This is a genomic window from Kluyvera huaxiensis (assembly GCF_040149365.1).
Classification (GTDB): domain Bacteria; phylum Pseudomonadota; class Gammaproteobacteria; order Enterobacterales; family Enterobacteriaceae; genus Kluyvera; species Kluyvera intermedia_A.
In genome coordinates, this window is sequence record NZ_JBEFLV010000010.1 from 68,508 (window position 1) to 81,932 (window position 13,425).

Consider the following 13,425-nt stretch of genomic DNA (forward strand, 5'->3'; position numbering starts at 1 on the left):
GGGTGAGGGGCAATTAGCACTATTTCACTAACTGTTTCGTCATCTCCAGCAGCAGACGCACATCCGCCGGGCGGGTATTGCCACTGGCTTTATCAATAATTGAACTATAGATATGGGGAATAATTTTGCTAACACCAGCATCCAGCGCAATTTTCAGGATTTCACCGTAGTTTTCCAGGTCAATACCGCCGGTCGGCTCCAGCCAGAAGTCATGCTGCGCACAGGCTTGCGCCACCGCGACATACTCGTCGCGATGCTTCAGGCCACCCATTGGGAAATACTTGATGGAGCTGCCGCCCATATCTTTTAGCAGCGCAATCGCGGTCTCCAGCGGGACAATACCGTCAGGTGCCGTGCTCGACAGCGGGCCGGTGGAGATTTTCACCATGCCGACGGAGCCGGTCGGGGAAACCAGACCGTTAACCACGGTTTCACTTTGCCCCAACAGCGCCCGGCTGGTGCCAACGCCGGTGAAGACCTGGTTGACGTGCTGCGGCTGAACCTGGCGGGAAATTTCGCTGACCATCGCCGACTGGTTCGGATCGCCAGCGCCCAGCCCGACGGAAAGCGCGTTATCAATCAGCTGCGCATAGTCGCGCATGTCCGCTACCGCGCTTGCCACATCCGGATAATTTTTGGAGAGCACGCCAACCAGCACATGGCCTTCCGCCGCCTCATAAATCTCACGCGCGTTATCTTTGCTCCCCGCCAGAACATTCAGACAGACGCGGTCACGGTAAAAGTTTGGGGTCAGTTTCATGCGCTTTTCTCCTTGTTAACAACCTCAGCAATACGACGGGAGACAATCTCCAACTGCTGCGCGTCCACGCTGCGGACATCGGCTTCGATAATGCCTTCGTTGGCCTTATAGCCACGGAAATAGATGGCGTATTCGCCCTGCTTCAGTGCGCTCACCAGTTCGCCGGTGGCGATGCCGGTCACGGCTTCATCAAATTTGATTTCCGCACGCGCAATGTCGCGCCCGGCGCTATCCCACACAACGCGCGCGGTGACGCCGTTTAGCGTATTCAGCTGTTCAATGAACGGGGTCATTTTGGCCACCATCTCATCGCCGCTCTCTTTGCGCGCCGTCAGATAATGTTCGATGGCACAGGTCAGCCCCAGAATGCCTTCCTTGCCCACTTTCATGGCGCGACCAATGCCCATTGACTGGCGCTTTACCCACTCAACGTACTGGGTTTTACCAATCACCAGCCCGCTGGTTGGCCCTTCAATCGCCTTCGCGCCGCTGTAGATAACCAGATCCGCGCCAACGCGGTAATAGCACTGCAAATCTTCTTCTGCGGCCGCATCCACGATCAGCGGCAGATTATGGTGACGCGCCACCACCGCCGCTTGTTCAACGCTGAGCATGCTTTTCTGTACGCAGTGGTGTGATTTGATATACAGAATCGCCGCCGTACGTGGGGTAATTGCCGCCGCCAGCTGCTCGGCGGAGCACTCGTTCGCATAGCCCGCTTCCACCAGCTTGCCGCCGCCCAGCGCCACCATGGTGCCCACCGGTGCACCAAAGTTCACGTTGTGGCCTTTTGGCAGCACGATTTCGTTATTCTCAATCGGCGTGACGTGGAGGTTTTCCAGCAGCCAGTCGCTGTCTTTAACCAGCACCGCCGCCACCGACTGCGCGATCCCCGCCGAGGCGCAGGAGACGACGGTCGCCCCTTCTACATCCAGCAGTTTGGCAATGTAGTCACCGGTTTTATTGACCAGATCCTTCATCTCAAAATACTGATTCATCCCCGCCATTGCGGCGTCCACCACTTCCGGGCGCGGCGTCGAGACGCCCAGCGCCGTCATGCGGCCGGAGGTATTAATGACTTGTTTTAAATTGTACTTCTCAAAAATTGAAGGCATTTTCCGCGCTCCCTTGTTCGGTCAAATAGCCCTTGCCCGCGCGAATCGCGGCAAGCGGCAGCAGAATCTTGTCAGCCTGAAGGCTCTCTTTTTCGGCATCCACCAACAGCGTTGGTGTCGATGCGAGGGTGAACAGCGTGAGGTCAGCGTCATAGCCGACTTCCAGCCGTCCCTTGCGAGACAAACGCAGCCCGTCGGCGGCCTGTGAAGTCACGCAGGCGATGACCTGCGGCAGCGTCATGCCGATGGCGAGGAATTTAGACATCACCAGCGCCAGCGAGCGCACCGGGCCGTCGATGCGGTTACGACAGTAAATATCGGAGCTGATGGTGTCGGGCAGAATGCCCATCACAATCGCCCGCCGCGCCACTTCAAAACTGAAGCTGGCGGTGCCATGACCCACGTCGAGGCGTACGCCGCGCTTTAAGGCGCGCACGATGGAGCTGCGCAGCTCGCCTTCCGGCGTCAAAATACGGTTCGGTTTGCCGTTATAGCAGTGGGTAATGATGTCGCCCGAGCTCAGCAGCTCGGCAATTTCATCGAGGTTTGGCGGGTTGTTGCCAATGTGCACCATCAGCGGCAGATCGCCATTTTGCTGCTGAATGGCTTTCGCTCGCTCCAGCGGCGTGATGCCGTTTTCACCGACCACGCTGCTGCTCATGCGCGCTTTCAGGCCGACGATAAAATCCGGATGACGCTGCACGGCCTGCTTTACCGCATCGGCATCGATATTGGCCATATTGGCCAGCTCGTTCTGCGCAATCAGCCCGACGCGGGAGATATTAAGCAGCGCGTAAACGTCGGTCGCCGCCTGCCGAGTAAGCTGATAAAAATCGTCAACATCGTCGGCTCCGGTACTGCCGGCATCAATCACGGTGGTGACACCGGTGGCAATGCCGACGCTGTCCGGCTGGTCGTGATAAATCGGTGAGTTGGGATAGCAATGAACGTGGGAATCAATCCAGCCCGCGCTGACGTAGTAGTTGCCGTCCAGCTCGATGGTTTTGTGCGAGGGCGCGCTAATCTCGCCCAGCGCCGCGATTTTCCCGTCCTGGATGGCGATATCAGTGAGGGTATCGTCGACGAGGCGCGCACGGCGCAGGAGTAAATCAAACATCTCTCTCTCCTGTTAAAATGGGGGGAGGCGTTAGCGGCTTATCCGGCCTGCCGATGGCTGGCCGGATAAGCGCTATGCCATTGGGCACTCAGCTAATCGCCACCGGGAAGATAGAGCCCAGCAGCATGGCGCCAAGGATCGCGCCGCCGGTAATCGGCTTCTGCCAGATGTAGAAGAGCAGCGCCCCGACCAGCGAACCGATGCCGATAGGAATGGACGCAGTCATCGCGCTTAAGATAATCAACGGGCCCAGGAAGCGGCCTGATGCATTACCCGCGCCCATCATCACGTCCGCACCGTAGGTGGAGTCGCTCTGGTTAATGGTGAACTTACGCGCCAGAATGATGATGTAGCCAATCGCCAGGCCAATCACCAGCCCGGTAATCAGGGAGGCGATAAAGTTGGTCACCGGGAACATGATGCCCGCGCCCAGCAGCAACGCCGGAACGCCGAGGCCGACACCGGTCTGAATAGCGCCGCCGATATCGAGGATGCCCACCAGCGAGCCTTCGATAATACGGGCGAACAGGAAGCTCGCGCCAAACGCCGCCACCGCGCCGTAGGCACCGGTATCAATCCCGGCTTTTAACATCGCCACGAAGGCCACTTCGTTAAACGCGCCGATACCGTAGAGGTAGTACATGTGTGTCCCGGCAAAGACGCCGGAGGAGAGCAGGCCAACGAAGATCGGGAACGACCAGTCGGCATACCAAAAACCTTTATTTTGTTCCATGTCGGGCTCCCGTTATTTGCCGCTGATTGAGCTGTGGATCAGATCCAGCCAGTTCGGCACGGTCAGGTGGAAGGATTCGATCATCTTCATGTCGAAGCCGCGGAAGAAGGCGCTCAGGACGAACAGTGCAACGATGGCAGCCATCATCACCTTGTGACGCGATGCCAGCCGCTCTCTTCCACACCCTTACCAATCAGAATACCCAGCACCAGGCCCGGTACCGCGTTGCCCATAATCAGCTGCGCTGCGCCGCCGAAAACGGTCGCCCAGAAGCCCGATTTCTTACCAGCATCAATCGCCGCCAGCCAGAAGATCACCGGCATCACGGTGTTGACCAGCAGGTTCGCCGCTGGAACCAGTACCTTAATGGCAGTCACCTGCAGCGCCTGCGGTACGGAGGAGGCCGTCAGGTTAAGGAAGGCCACGACGATCATGCCGATCACGCCGCAGGCAATTGCCATTTTCTTCGGATCGTGCAGCGTCTCACCGACGTTGCGGTTTTTGATCATCAGCGCCGCCGCACCCCAGTTCGGGATAATGCGGTGGTCGACGTCCTGGGTGAAGGAACCTGCTGCAACGGAAGAAGCCCAGGCGTTAAAGAAGAAGCCGAGGCCAAAGGAGAAGTGGGAAGCCGGATCGCCTTCACAGGAGTTCAGCTCGCCCAACGTACGAAATGCGCCCATCCCCTGGGTGGTAGGCGCATGAAACATGCGTGCCGCTCCGGCGCCCACGCCGACGCCAACCAGGCCGCCGATGATGAGCGATTTTATTAAAATTATCAGGAACATAGTCTGACCCTTTGGTAAAAATCAGGTTTGCGCGACGAAATCCACTTTATCGATATCAATGGCGGTCACGTTGACGGTCACGTCCAGCTCCACGCTGTACGCACGTCGTTCACGGCGTAAAAAGAAGAACAGGAAAGCTTCTTTTCGTACCGCTTCACGCGCATGAACAACCGCCACGTCCTGTGGCTCAATACGCAATAAGATGTGCGATGATGTTTTCATCACCGCGGCCTGCACATGGTTCAGGGCATCGGCGAACGCCCGCGTTTTGCTCTCGCCTTTGCCCGTGACCCTCACCGTGGTGGTGAATTGCTCTTTCATGTTCACGCGCCGTACTTCTTCTTCCAGGCTTCGACCAGGCGCTCGCCCAGCTCTTCTTTATCCATAAAGCCAAAGCCCAGTACGTTGAAACCTTCGTTGATAGCGGTCACGCCCTCTTCAACCGAACGCATCCCGTATTTCGCTTTGTAGCCATGCTTGTTCTGCGCGGTGATAGCGCCTGCGCCGCCGCTGCCGCAGAAGGAGATGCCGAAGGTGGCATTTTCCGCTTTCATCATGTCGCCAAGCTTCATGTCCGCGGCGACGCCCGGTACCACAACTGCACGAGCACCGGCTTTTTCCGCGCCAGCGGCAACTTTTTGTCCTTTACCCAGGCGGTCGCCAATTACTACGGTGATCTGTTCCATGTGTTGCTCCTTACAGGTTTTCTTTTGCGACTTCGAAGTGGACGGACAGCAGCCAGGCCTCTTCTTTTGGCAGATTGCCGAATTCCGCGACCACGTCGCGAGCCAGATTCATTGAGTCTTCTGAAATTTCTTCAAACAGGCTGGCGTCCACTTCCGGCAGCGGTTCACCGCTGATTGAGCGATGGGCCATGGCCCGCACGTGGGACGTCAACATTTGCTCCTGCACGTCGTTGGGGGTGATACCGCGTTGGCGTAACAGTGCGAACACCTGCTTAAGCATCTTGTCTGCCAGCTGTTCGGTCTGTGCCGCCTGCTCCCCTGCGTCGTGTATTACCGCTCCGTTATTCACTCGTGTTACCCCGCTAATGTCTCTGGGGATAAAACTAACGTTGGGGGCGAGGAGTTTGTAGCGAGTTGTTTTCCACTTCGAAGTGGAAAGGCAGACGGCTTGGGTGATCTGATTCACACATTCATCACGAATTTCACGATTTCGATATATTCGCGTGATGAATGTCACGAATGCGGGGCAAGGCAATAGGAAAAGCGAATGACAAAACAAGGGGCAAAAGTGTGAAGCGGATGGAATTTTGGCGGTGGAAAGCGGGAAACGTCGGCTGACGCTTCCCGGAAAATGCTTAGCGGTACTTCTTGTGGTAAGTGTTGCGGGTGGTTTTAAACTCTTCGGCCGCGGCCTGAGCTTCTTTGATTTTGCCTTCGTTTGCCAGCTTCAGCGCACCGTCAATCTGGCCGATAAGGATATCGAAACCGTGGCGGAAGTCTTTCATTTCCGGGCTATCTACCGCTTTGCCTTCCAGCTTCGGCGGGGTCTCCTTTTGCGCATCAACGGCGGCGGTACGCATCTTGTTCAGCGCGCCTTTCAGCTCGCCCGCATCGGAGGTTTTCTGCACGACCTGCAGATTTTCCGCCAGCGTATCCATATCTTCGCCGAGGTCAGCAAAGGCCGAAGCCGAGCCGAGGGCTAAAGCAGAGACAGCCAGCATCGCTAACAGTTTTTTACGCATTGCTCACTTCCTTTTTTATTATTTAAGCAAAACGGGCGCAGCAGGATGCGCCCTAAACGTGATTACTGGCCGGCGATTTTCATCTCCGGTAACAGTACGGAACCACACTGGATATTACTCCGTGTTTCAATATCGTCGGCAATGGTGACAATATTACGCCACATATCTTTCAGGTTGCCGGCGATGGTGATTTCACTAACCGGGTACTGAATTTCGCCATTTTCAACCCAGAAACCGGATGCACCACGGGAGTAATCGCCGGTGATGCCGCTAACACCCTGCCCCATCAGTTCAGTAACGACAAGGCCCGTGCCCATCTCTTTAAGCAACTTTTCAAAACTCAGGCCGCGACCATTGATGCGCCAGTTATGGATGCCGCCCGCGTGACCGGTGCTTTTCAGTCCCAGTTTACGCGCGGAGTAGTTAGTCAGCAGCCACTGGGTCAGCACGCCATCTTTGATGATGTCGCGACGCTCGGTGCGTACACCTTCGCCGTCGAACGGTGTAGAAGCCAGCCCTTTCAGCAGATGCGGGTGCTCTTCAATCGTCAGCCACTCAGGCAGAATCTGTTCGCCCAGCGAGTCCAGCAAGAAGGTGGATTTACGGTATACCGACCCCCCAGCAATCGCCCCCACCAGATGACCAAACAGACCGGTAGCCACTTCGTTGGCAAAGATAACCGGTGCCTGCATGGTGGAAAGTTTACGTGGAGCCAGGCGAGACAAGGTACGGCGGGCACACTCTTCGCCAACCCATTCCGGCGATTGCAGATCGCCCAGCGCTCGGCCGATGGTGTAAGCATAGTCGCGCTCCATATCGCCATTGGCTTCGGCTATCACGCAGCTGGAGAGCGAATGACGGGTCGAGCAGTAGCTTTGCAGCATACCGTGGCTGTTACCGAATACCTTGATACCGTAGTGACTATTGAAGCTGCCGCCCTCGGTATTAGTGATGCGCTTATCCGCTTTCAGCGATGCCTGCTCGGCGCGTGCCGCCATTTCAATGGCTTCGTCCGGGGACACTTCCGCCGGATGGAACAAGTCAAGATCCGGGGCTTCGAACGCCAGCAAATCTTTGTCCGCCACGCCCGCGCACGGGTCTGGCGAAGTGTAGCGAGCGATATCCAGCGCCGCCTGCACGGTACGGGCAATGGCGTCCGGGCTCAGGTCAGTTGAAGAGGCGCTGCCTTTGCGATTCTGATGATAGACGGTGATCCCGAGCGCGCCATCGCTATTAAATTCGACGTTTTCAACTTCGCCGTAACGGGTGCTGACGCCAATACCGGTGGTCTTGCTGACCGCGACTTCTGCACCGTCTGATTGGCTGGCCGCCAGCTCTAACGCCATGGAGACCGCTTTTTCCAGCGCAATACGTTGTTCCGCAACTTGTGTGATCACTTTCATCGTCTAAGCCATAATCTGAGGTAAAGTTAAATGAAGTCTAACAGAGAACCCTTTCTCAGTATGCGCTCAAGCTGTTAGTATTAGCCTCTTTTTTAAGGAGCCTGAAATGACAAAGCAGCCCGAAGACTGGCTCGACGAAGTCCCCGGTGATGATATCGAGGACGAAGATGATGAAATTATCTGGGTCAGCAAGAGTGAGATTAAGCGTGATGCCGAAGAGCTGAAAAAGCTCGGAGCAGAGCTGGTCTCCCTGGGTAAAAACGCCCTGGATAAAATCCCGCTGGACGCCGACCTGCGCGCCGCCATTGAACTGGCGCAGCGTATTAAGATGGAAGGCCGCCGCCGCCAGCTGCAGCTGATTGGTAAAATGCTGCGCCAGCGCGACGTAGAACCTTTCCGTCAGGCGCTGGACAAGCTGAAAAACCGTCACAACCAGCAGGTTGTTCTGTTCCATAAGCTGGAACAGCTGCGCGACCGTATGATTGAAGGTGGGGATGAAGCGGTTGAAGAGGTGCTGAACCTCTGGCCAGACGCTGACCGCCAACAGCTGCGTTCGCTGGTGCGTAACGCGAAAAAAGAGAAGGCCGGTAACAAGCCGCCAAAATCCTCTCGTCAGATTTTCCAGTATCTGCGCGAACTGGCTGAACAGCAGGATTAAGTCTCTTAAAAACGCCCTCTTCCGGGTAACACCGTGAGTTTAAGATTGAGATACCCGGGGCGACCACCGGGTTTGGAGCCCCTACGGGCACCAAATCCCGGCGTTTCCCCGAATCGCTTTGCTTAAGTTAACGATGTTACTCTTCCGAGGGCATTTTTTTATCGACTACAGTGCCATCACTATCTGGCGTAAATCATCGTTAAAGCGCTGATAATACGCAGCATCAATCGCCTGCGGATAACTCAACACAATCAATTCATGGTCAGCGATACCCGCGTGGTAAGTCGGGTGCGAGTGCGGCCACGGGTTGGCGCTAAAACCCATCCCTTCATAAAAGCGCAGACGCTTATGGGCAACCTCGGTGGTTAACGGGTCGATTTCCAGCACGGTGATTGGCGCGCGCATCAGAATCTGTCCGAGCAGACGTTTCCCGTAACCCTGCGAGCGCAGGGTGCCATCCACCGCCAGATGTTCAATATAGCTGTAGCCATCAAACGCCCATGTCCCACTCATGCCAATAAACTGTTCGCCGTCAAACCAGGCCTCCAACGCATAGTGCGGGTCGCCCAGCGCATGCTGCTTGGCCGCTAACTCCCGCTGTTCATGCCAGGGAAAAGCCTGCTCATACAGCGCTTCAACACGAGGGAAAAGGGGTGATTGCGTTGAAGTCAGTTTCTGTGACGTTAGCCTTTCCATGTCCGGTCCTTGCTGAAATCAGGAAATAAAAAAGCCAACCGGTTTCCCGATTGGCTGAGGAGAAACCTGAGCGATCAGATTAGTGCTGTTGCTGTTCCGCTTTTTTCGCCAGACCATCCAGCAGTTTTTGGTGAATGCCACCAAAACCACCGTTACTCATCACCAGAATATGGTCGCCTGGCTCAGCGTTTTTAATCACCATATCTGCCAGTGCATCAACGTCCGCACTCCAGTGAGCTGGCTGCACGCAGGCTTCTGCCACTTCCGCAACCTGCCACGGAATATGCTGCGGCTGTAACAGGAACACTTCGTCAGCACGACCTAAGGACGGGGCCAGGTCGTCTTTGCAAACGCCCATTTTCATGGTGTTCGAACGCGGTTCCAGTACGGCGATGATTTTAGCCGTGCCGCCAACTTTACCGCGCAGCGCCTGCAGCGTGGCGAGAATAGCCGTCGGGTGGTGGGCAAAATCGTCATACACGCAGACGCCGTTGGCTTCACCGCGCAGTTCAAGGCGGCGACGGGCATTGATAAAGCTGCCCAGCGCGTTGGCGGCATCTGCCGGGGTCACGCCAACGTGGCGCGCGGCGGCAATCGCCATCAGGCCGTTGTGCATGTTGTGTTCGCCAACCAGGCCCCACTTCACTTCGCCGACCTTTTCGCCATCCAGCAGCACTTCCCACTCGGAGGCGTCGGTATTCAGTTTCTTCGCCTGCCAGTGGCCCTGCTCGCCAACCATCTCCTGCTCGCTCCAGCAGCCCATCGCCATCACCTGTTTCAGGTTAGCGTCGTTCTCCGGCAGGATGATGCGGCCTTGTCCAGGGACAATACGCACCAGGTGATGGAACTGTTTTTGGATCGCTTTCAGATCGTCAAAAATGTCCGCGTGGTCGAACTCAAGGTTATTGAGGACCAGCGTACGCGGGCAGTAATGCACGAACTTGGAGCGCTTATCAAAGAAGGCGCAGTCGTATTCATCGGCTTCAATCACGAAGAACGGGCTCTCGCCCAGACGTGCGGAAACATCGAAGTTACCCGGCAGGCCGCCAATGACAAAACCAGGCTTGTAGCCGCAGGCTTCGAGGATCCAGGTCGCCATCCCGGCGGTGGTGGTTTTACCGTGCGTACCGGCAATCGCCACAACCCAGCGGTCGCGCAGCACGAAATCGTGCAGCCACTGCGGGCCGGACATGAACGGAATATTTTTCTCCAGCACCGCTTCCACGCACGGATTGCCGCGGGTCATTGCGTTGCCGATGATCACCAGATCCGGCTGAGGGTCAAGCTGGCTTGCATCATAACCTTGAATTAAATCAATGCCTTGATTTTCCAGCAGCGTGCTCATCGGGGGATACACATTGGCATCCGAACCCGTGACTTCGTGACCCAGAGAACGAGCCAGCATGGCCAGGCCGCCCATGAAGGTGCCACAAATACCCAAAATATGAATGCGCATACGTCACTATCCTTTTGTAATCTGCCTCGCATTTTACCCATATGTTTGCCGTCAGAGAAATGCATTTAAGGATATTCCGTAGTTTGCTGGCGCGATTCACCTGTGCGTATTTTTTTTATTCTTTGTTAATATTGTTGCAGTCGCTTTACTCATCATCCAATGCAGGGAAAGTGTTATGAAAACGTTAGGTGAATTTATTGTCGAAAAGCAGCACGAGTTCTCTCATGCTACCGGTGAGCTCACTGCTTTGCTGTCGGCAATAAAGTTAGGTGCCAAGATCATCCACCGCGATATCAACAAGGCCGGTCTGGTCGATATCCTGGGTGCCAGCGGCGCAGAAAACGTACAGGGAGAAGTACAACAAAAGCTCGATCTGTTTGCGAACGAGAAACTGAAAGCCGCGCTGCGCGCACGTGACATCGTCGCCGGTATCGCCTCCGAAGAAGAAGACGAAATCGTCGTCTTTGACGGCTGCGAACATGCGAAATATGTGGTCCTGATGGATCCACTGGATGGCTCATCTAATATCGACGTTAACGTCTCTGTTGGGACAATCTTCTCTATCTACCGCCGCGTGACCCCAGTGGGTACACCGGTGACTGAAGAAGATTTCCTCCAGCCGGGTAATCGCCAGGTTGCTGCGGGCTACGTGGTTTACGGCTCGTCCACCATGCTGGTTTACACCACCGGCTGCGGCGTACACGCCTTTACCTACGACCCTTCTTTGGGCGTGTTCTGCCTGTGCCAGGAGCGCATGCGCTTCCCGGAACGCGGCACCACGTACTCCATCAACGAAGGTAACTACATCAAATTCCCGAACGGCGTGAAGAAGTACATCAAGTTCTGCCAGGAAGAAGATAAGTCCACGCAGCGCCCGTACACCTCTCGCTATATCGGTTCTCTGGTTGCTGATTTCCACCGTAACCTGCTGAAAGGCGGCATTTACTTGTATCCAAGCACTGCCAGCCACCCGGATGGCAAGCTGCGTCTGCTGTATGAGTGCAACCCGATGGCGTTCCTCGCGGAACAGGCTGGCGGTAAAGCCAGCGATGGCAAAGAGCGTATTCTGGATATTCAGCCGGAAACGCTGCACCAGCGTCGTTCGTTCTTCGTCGGTAACAACCATATGGTTGAAGACGTTGAGCGTTTGATTCGCGAGTTCCCGGACGCCTAAGCTCCGGTACGAGGTCTCCCCTCACCCTAACCCTCTCCCCAACGGGGAGAGGGGATCGTTCGAGTTCCCTTCAGCTTTAGCCCAAATCCGCAGCCAAATGTCCCTCGCGACCAGCGGCAACCTTCTTGCTCGCTTTTCCCTTTCGCTTTAAGCACAAGGGCGCGTTCTTTCCCCCTCGCCCCGTTGGGGAGAGAGGAAAACCGATTACGACAACTGCAGACGGAACGAAGCCATCGCCGATGTAAGCGCCTGCGACTGTTCTTCCAGTGAACGGGTTGCCGCCGACGACTGCTGTACCAGCGCCGCATTCTGCTGCGCCGTTTCATCCATCTGGCTGACTGCGATATTCACCTGCTCGATACCGCGACTCTGCTCCTGAGAGGCGCTAGCAATCTCGCGCATCAGTTTGGTCATACGCATGACTTCAGTAGCAATCTCATCCATCGTTTCCCCGGCCTGCTGCGCCAGGTCGCTGCCTTCACTCACATGATTCTGCGACGCGGAAATCAGCTGGCGGATCTCTTTCGCCGCATCGGCGCTGCGGCTGGCCAGATTACGCACTTCCCCCGCGACTACGGCGAAACCACGCCCTTGCTCACCCGCGCGGGCGGCTTCAACCGAGGCGTTGAGCGCCAGAATGTTGGTCTGGAAAGCAATGCCATCAATCACCCCGAGAATGTCGGCAATACGGTTGGAACTTCCGGCAATGTCCTGCATTTTTTCAATCACATAGCAGACCATTTCGCTGCCGCGATCGGCGGTATCGGAAACGTCTTTCGCCAGCTTGTGCGCCTGATCGGCGTTATCGGCGTTCTGCTTCACGGTCGCGGTCAACTCTTCCATACTGGCGGCCGTTTGCTCAAGCGACGTGGCCGTCGACTCGGTGCGCTGCGCCAGATGGTTGTTGCCCGCCGTCAGCTCGCGGCTGCCGATATCAATCTGTGAACTGGCGTCGCGCACCCGCATCACCGAGTTCATCATCGACTCGCGCATACCGGCAATCGCCCCGTTGAGACGTTTAATCTCCGCGCTATTGGCTTTCAGCGGTGAATCAGTTAAATCGCCGGAGGCAACCTGTTCCAGTTGAGCAATTGCCGCATCCAGCGGTTTTAGCAGCAGGTGACGCAGCTGGAGCCAGCCCAGCGCCATTACCCCGGCGGTCAGTAGAATGGCGATAGCCATCAGAATCAGTACTTTGTTTTTCGTGGCGTGTACCGCGGCAACTTCCACCTGGCCGCGAGATTCCCCCCAGTTCTGAAAATCAAGAATGGCATTATCAAACTGGCGAGATACCGGAATCATGGTCTTTTCCAGCAGATCGTAATAACCATCGACGTTTTGCCCTTCGAGCGCCGCCAGCATCGGTTTGATCCCCTGGGTATTGTACTGGTCGTAGCTTTTCGCCACGTTGGCCATCAATTTGGCGCCGTCAGCATCATCCATCGACGACTGGCTAACGGTAGCAATAATTTTTTGCGCCTGCGCCACTTCCCCGCTCAGCAGTTTGACCGCTTTCGCGGCGTCATCCAGCATGCCGATTTCCATCAGTCTCACCGCTTGGCTCGCTTCGTTACGCGCGCGCAGCAGCAGCGTATAACCTTCGTTGAGCGGGGTCATTTGGTCACTTTGCAGATGGTCAATACGTTGCAGCGAGGCGGAGCTTTGGGTGAGAGCATAAATACCGATGCCGCTAACCAGAATCAGCAGCAGGGTCATCACGGCAAGCAGGGACAGCAGGCCGGTACGGATAGAAAGCGTTCTTAGCATCATAGTTTTGTCCGGTAGCAGGGGTACGTTTGGCGTAAAAGAAAAGTATC

14 protein-coding genes and 1 pseudogene are annotated in these 13,425 nt (G+C 56.0%); 2 read left to right on the forward strand and 13 right to left on the reverse strand.

Annotation, left to right across the window (positions count from 1 at the left end; all coding sequences use genetic code 11):
* Nucleotides 1-19: 19 nt before the first annotated feature.
* From dagF to pmbA, 10 genes and pseudogenes are all read right to left on the reverse strand, one after another.
* The gene (gene dagF / locus ABOC97_RS12235) at nt 20-760 is read right to left on the reverse strand and encodes a 2-dehydro-3-deoxy-phosphogluconate aldolase (RefSeq protein ID WP_349597856.1); all 741 of its coding nucleotides are present in this window, start codon (nt 758-760) and stop codon (nt 20-22) included.
* Nucleotides 757-1,875 (reverse strand): DgaE family pyridoxal phosphate-dependent ammonia lyase, encoded by a 1,119-nt coding sequence (locus ABOC97_RS12240; protein WP_349597859.1) that lies wholly within the window; start codon nt 1,873-1,875, stop codon nt 757-759. The genes dagF and ABOC97_RS12240 overlap by 4 nt, the downstream gene beginning before the upstream one ends.
* Nucleotides 1,859-2,992: an amidohydrolase/deacetylase family metallohydrolase gene (locus ABOC97_RS12245; RefSeq protein ID WP_349597862.1), complete on the reverse strand. Its 1,134-nt coding sequence runs from the start codon at nt 2,990-2,992 to the stop codon at nt 1,859-1,861. Before ABOC97_RS12245 ends, ABOC97_RS12240 begins: the two co-directional genes overlap by 17 nt.
* A gap of 88 nt (nt 2,993-3,080) precedes the next feature.
* Nucleotides 3,081-3,725, reverse strand: coding sequence for a DUF4310 family protein (locus tag ABOC97_RS12250; protein WP_052282426.1), 645 nt, complete (start codon nt 3,723-3,725; stop codon nt 3,081-3,083).
* A gap of 12 nt (nt 3,726-3,737) precedes the next feature.
* A pseudogene (locus ABOC97_RS12255) lies at nt 3,738-4,513 on the reverse strand (DUF4311 domain-containing protein).
* A gap of 21 nt (nt 4,514-4,534) precedes the next feature.
* Nucleotides 4,535-4,834, reverse strand: coding sequence for a DUF4312 family protein (locus tag ABOC97_RS12260; protein WP_052282428.1), 300 nt, complete (start codon nt 4,832-4,834; stop codon nt 4,535-4,537).
* 2 nt (nt 4,835-4,836) lie between these two features.
* Entirely contained in the window at nt 4,837-5,199 is a 363-nt protein-coding gene (locus ABOC97_RS12265; protein WP_052282429.1) for an SFCGS family glycine-rich protein, read from the reverse strand.
* A 10-nt stretch (nt 5,200-5,209) separates the two neighbouring features.
* Complete coding sequence (locus tag ABOC97_RS12270; protein WP_072129041.1) at nt 5,210-5,548, reverse strand: glycine dehydrogenase; 339 nt, start codon at nt 5,546-5,548, stop codon at nt 5,210-5,212.
* Nucleotides 5,549-5,834: 286 nt separating this feature from the next.
* The gene (gene cybC / locus ABOC97_RS12275) at nt 5,835-6,221 is read right to left on the reverse strand and encodes a cytochrome b562 (RefSeq protein ID WP_349597867.1); all 387 of its coding nucleotides are present in this window, start codon (nt 6,219-6,221) and stop codon (nt 5,835-5,837) included.
* Nucleotides 6,222-6,283: 62 nt separating this feature from the next.
* Entirely contained in the window at nt 6,284-7,624 is a 1,341-nt protein-coding gene (gene pmbA, locus ABOC97_RS12280) for a metalloprotease PmbA (RefSeq protein WP_349597870.1), read from the reverse strand.
* Nucleotides 7,625-7,730: 106 nt separating this feature from the next.
* On the opposite strand from pmbA, the gene yjgA reads away from it, so the two are divergent.
* Nucleotides 7,731-8,282: a ribosome biogenesis factor YjgA gene (gene yjgA, locus ABOC97_RS12285; RefSeq protein WP_234503204.1), complete on the forward strand. Its 552-nt coding sequence runs from the start codon at nt 7,731-7,733 to the stop codon at nt 8,280-8,282.
* Between the two features lie 165 nt (nt 8,283-8,447).
* Here yjgA and ABOC97_RS12290 read toward each other — a convergent pair whose 3' ends face one another.
* Both ABOC97_RS12290 and mpl read right to left on the reverse strand, forming a co-directional pair.
* Nucleotides 8,448-8,978 (reverse strand): GNAT family N-acetyltransferase, encoded by a 531-nt coding sequence (locus tag ABOC97_RS12290; RefSeq protein ID WP_349597873.1) that lies wholly within the window; start codon nt 8,976-8,978, stop codon nt 8,448-8,450.
* A 79-nt stretch (nt 8,979-9,057) separates the two neighbouring features.
* Complete coding sequence (gene mpl / locus ABOC97_RS12295; protein WP_349597876.1) at nt 9,058-10,434, reverse strand: UDP-N-acetylmuramate:L-alanyl-gamma-D-glutamyl-meso-diaminopimelate ligase; 1,377 nt, start codon at nt 10,432-10,434, stop codon at nt 9,058-9,060.
* Between the two features lie 175 nt (nt 10,435-10,609).
* Between mpl and fbp the strand changes: the two genes are divergently transcribed.
* Nucleotides 10,610-11,608 (forward strand): class 1 fructose-bisphosphatase, encoded by a 999-nt coding sequence (gene fbp / locus ABOC97_RS12300; RefSeq protein ID WP_349597879.1) that lies wholly within the window; start codon nt 10,610-10,612, stop codon nt 11,606-11,608.
* Nucleotides 11,609-11,812: 204 nt separating this feature from the next.
* On the opposite strand, the gene ABOC97_RS12305 is transcribed toward fbp, so the two are convergent.
* A complete protein-coding gene (locus ABOC97_RS12305; protein WP_349598109.1) occupies nt 11,813-13,375 on the reverse strand; it encodes a methyl-accepting chemotaxis protein in 1,563 nt (520 codons plus the stop codon).
* Nucleotides 13,376-13,425 lie beyond the last annotated feature (50 nt).

Bases quoted from the DNA above. Each gene is read 5' to 3' on its own strand.
- dagF (WP_349597856.1), bottom strand. From the start codon at position 760: ATGAAACTGACCCCAAACTTTTACCGTGACCGCGTCTGTCTGAATGTT.
- ABOC97_RS12265 (WP_052282429.1), bottom strand. From the start codon at position 5,199: ATGGAACAGATCACCGTAGTAATTGGCGACCGCCTGGGTAAAGGACAA.
- ABOC97_RS12250 (WP_052282426.1), bottom strand. From the start codon at position 3,725: ATGGAACAAAATAAAGGTTTTTGGTATGCCGACTGGTCGTTCCCGATC.
- ABOC97_RS12305 (WP_349598109.1), bottom strand. From the start codon at position 13,375: ATGCTAAGAACGCTTTCTATCCGTACCGGCCTGCTGTCCCTGCTTGCC.
- ABOC97_RS12290 (WP_349597873.1), bottom strand. From the start codon at position 8,978: ATGGAAAGGCTAACGTCACAGAAACTGACTTCAACGCAATCACCCCTT.
- ABOC97_RS12240 (WP_349597859.1), bottom strand. From the start codon at position 1,875: ATGCCTTCAATTTTTGAGAAGTACAATTTAAAACAAGTCATTAATACC.
- pmbA (WP_349597870.1), bottom strand. From the start codon at position 7,624: ATGAAAGTGATCACACAAGTTGCGGAACAACGTATTGCGCTGGAAAAA.
- cybC (WP_349597867.1), bottom strand. From the start codon at position 6,221: ATGCGTAAAAAACTGTTAGCGATGCTGGCTGTCTCTGCTTTAGCCCTC.
- ABOC97_RS12260 (WP_052282428.1), bottom strand. From the start codon at position 4,834: ATGAAAGAGCAATTCACCACCACGGTGAGGGTCACGGGCAAAGGCGAG.
- fbp (WP_349597879.1), top strand. From the start codon at position 10,610: ATGAAAACGTTAGGTGAATTTATTGTCGAAAAGCAGCACGAGTTCTCT.
- yjgA (WP_234503204.1), top strand. From the start codon at position 7,731: ATGACAAAGCAGCCCGAAGACTGGCTCGACGAAGTCCCCGGTGATGAT.
- ABOC97_RS12245 (WP_349597862.1), bottom strand. From the start codon at position 2,992: ATGTTTGATTTACTCCTGCGCCGTGCGCGCCTCGTCGACGATACCCTC.
- mpl (WP_349597876.1), bottom strand. From the start codon at position 10,434: ATGCGCATTCATATTTTGGGTATTTGTGGCACCTTCATGGGCGGCCTG.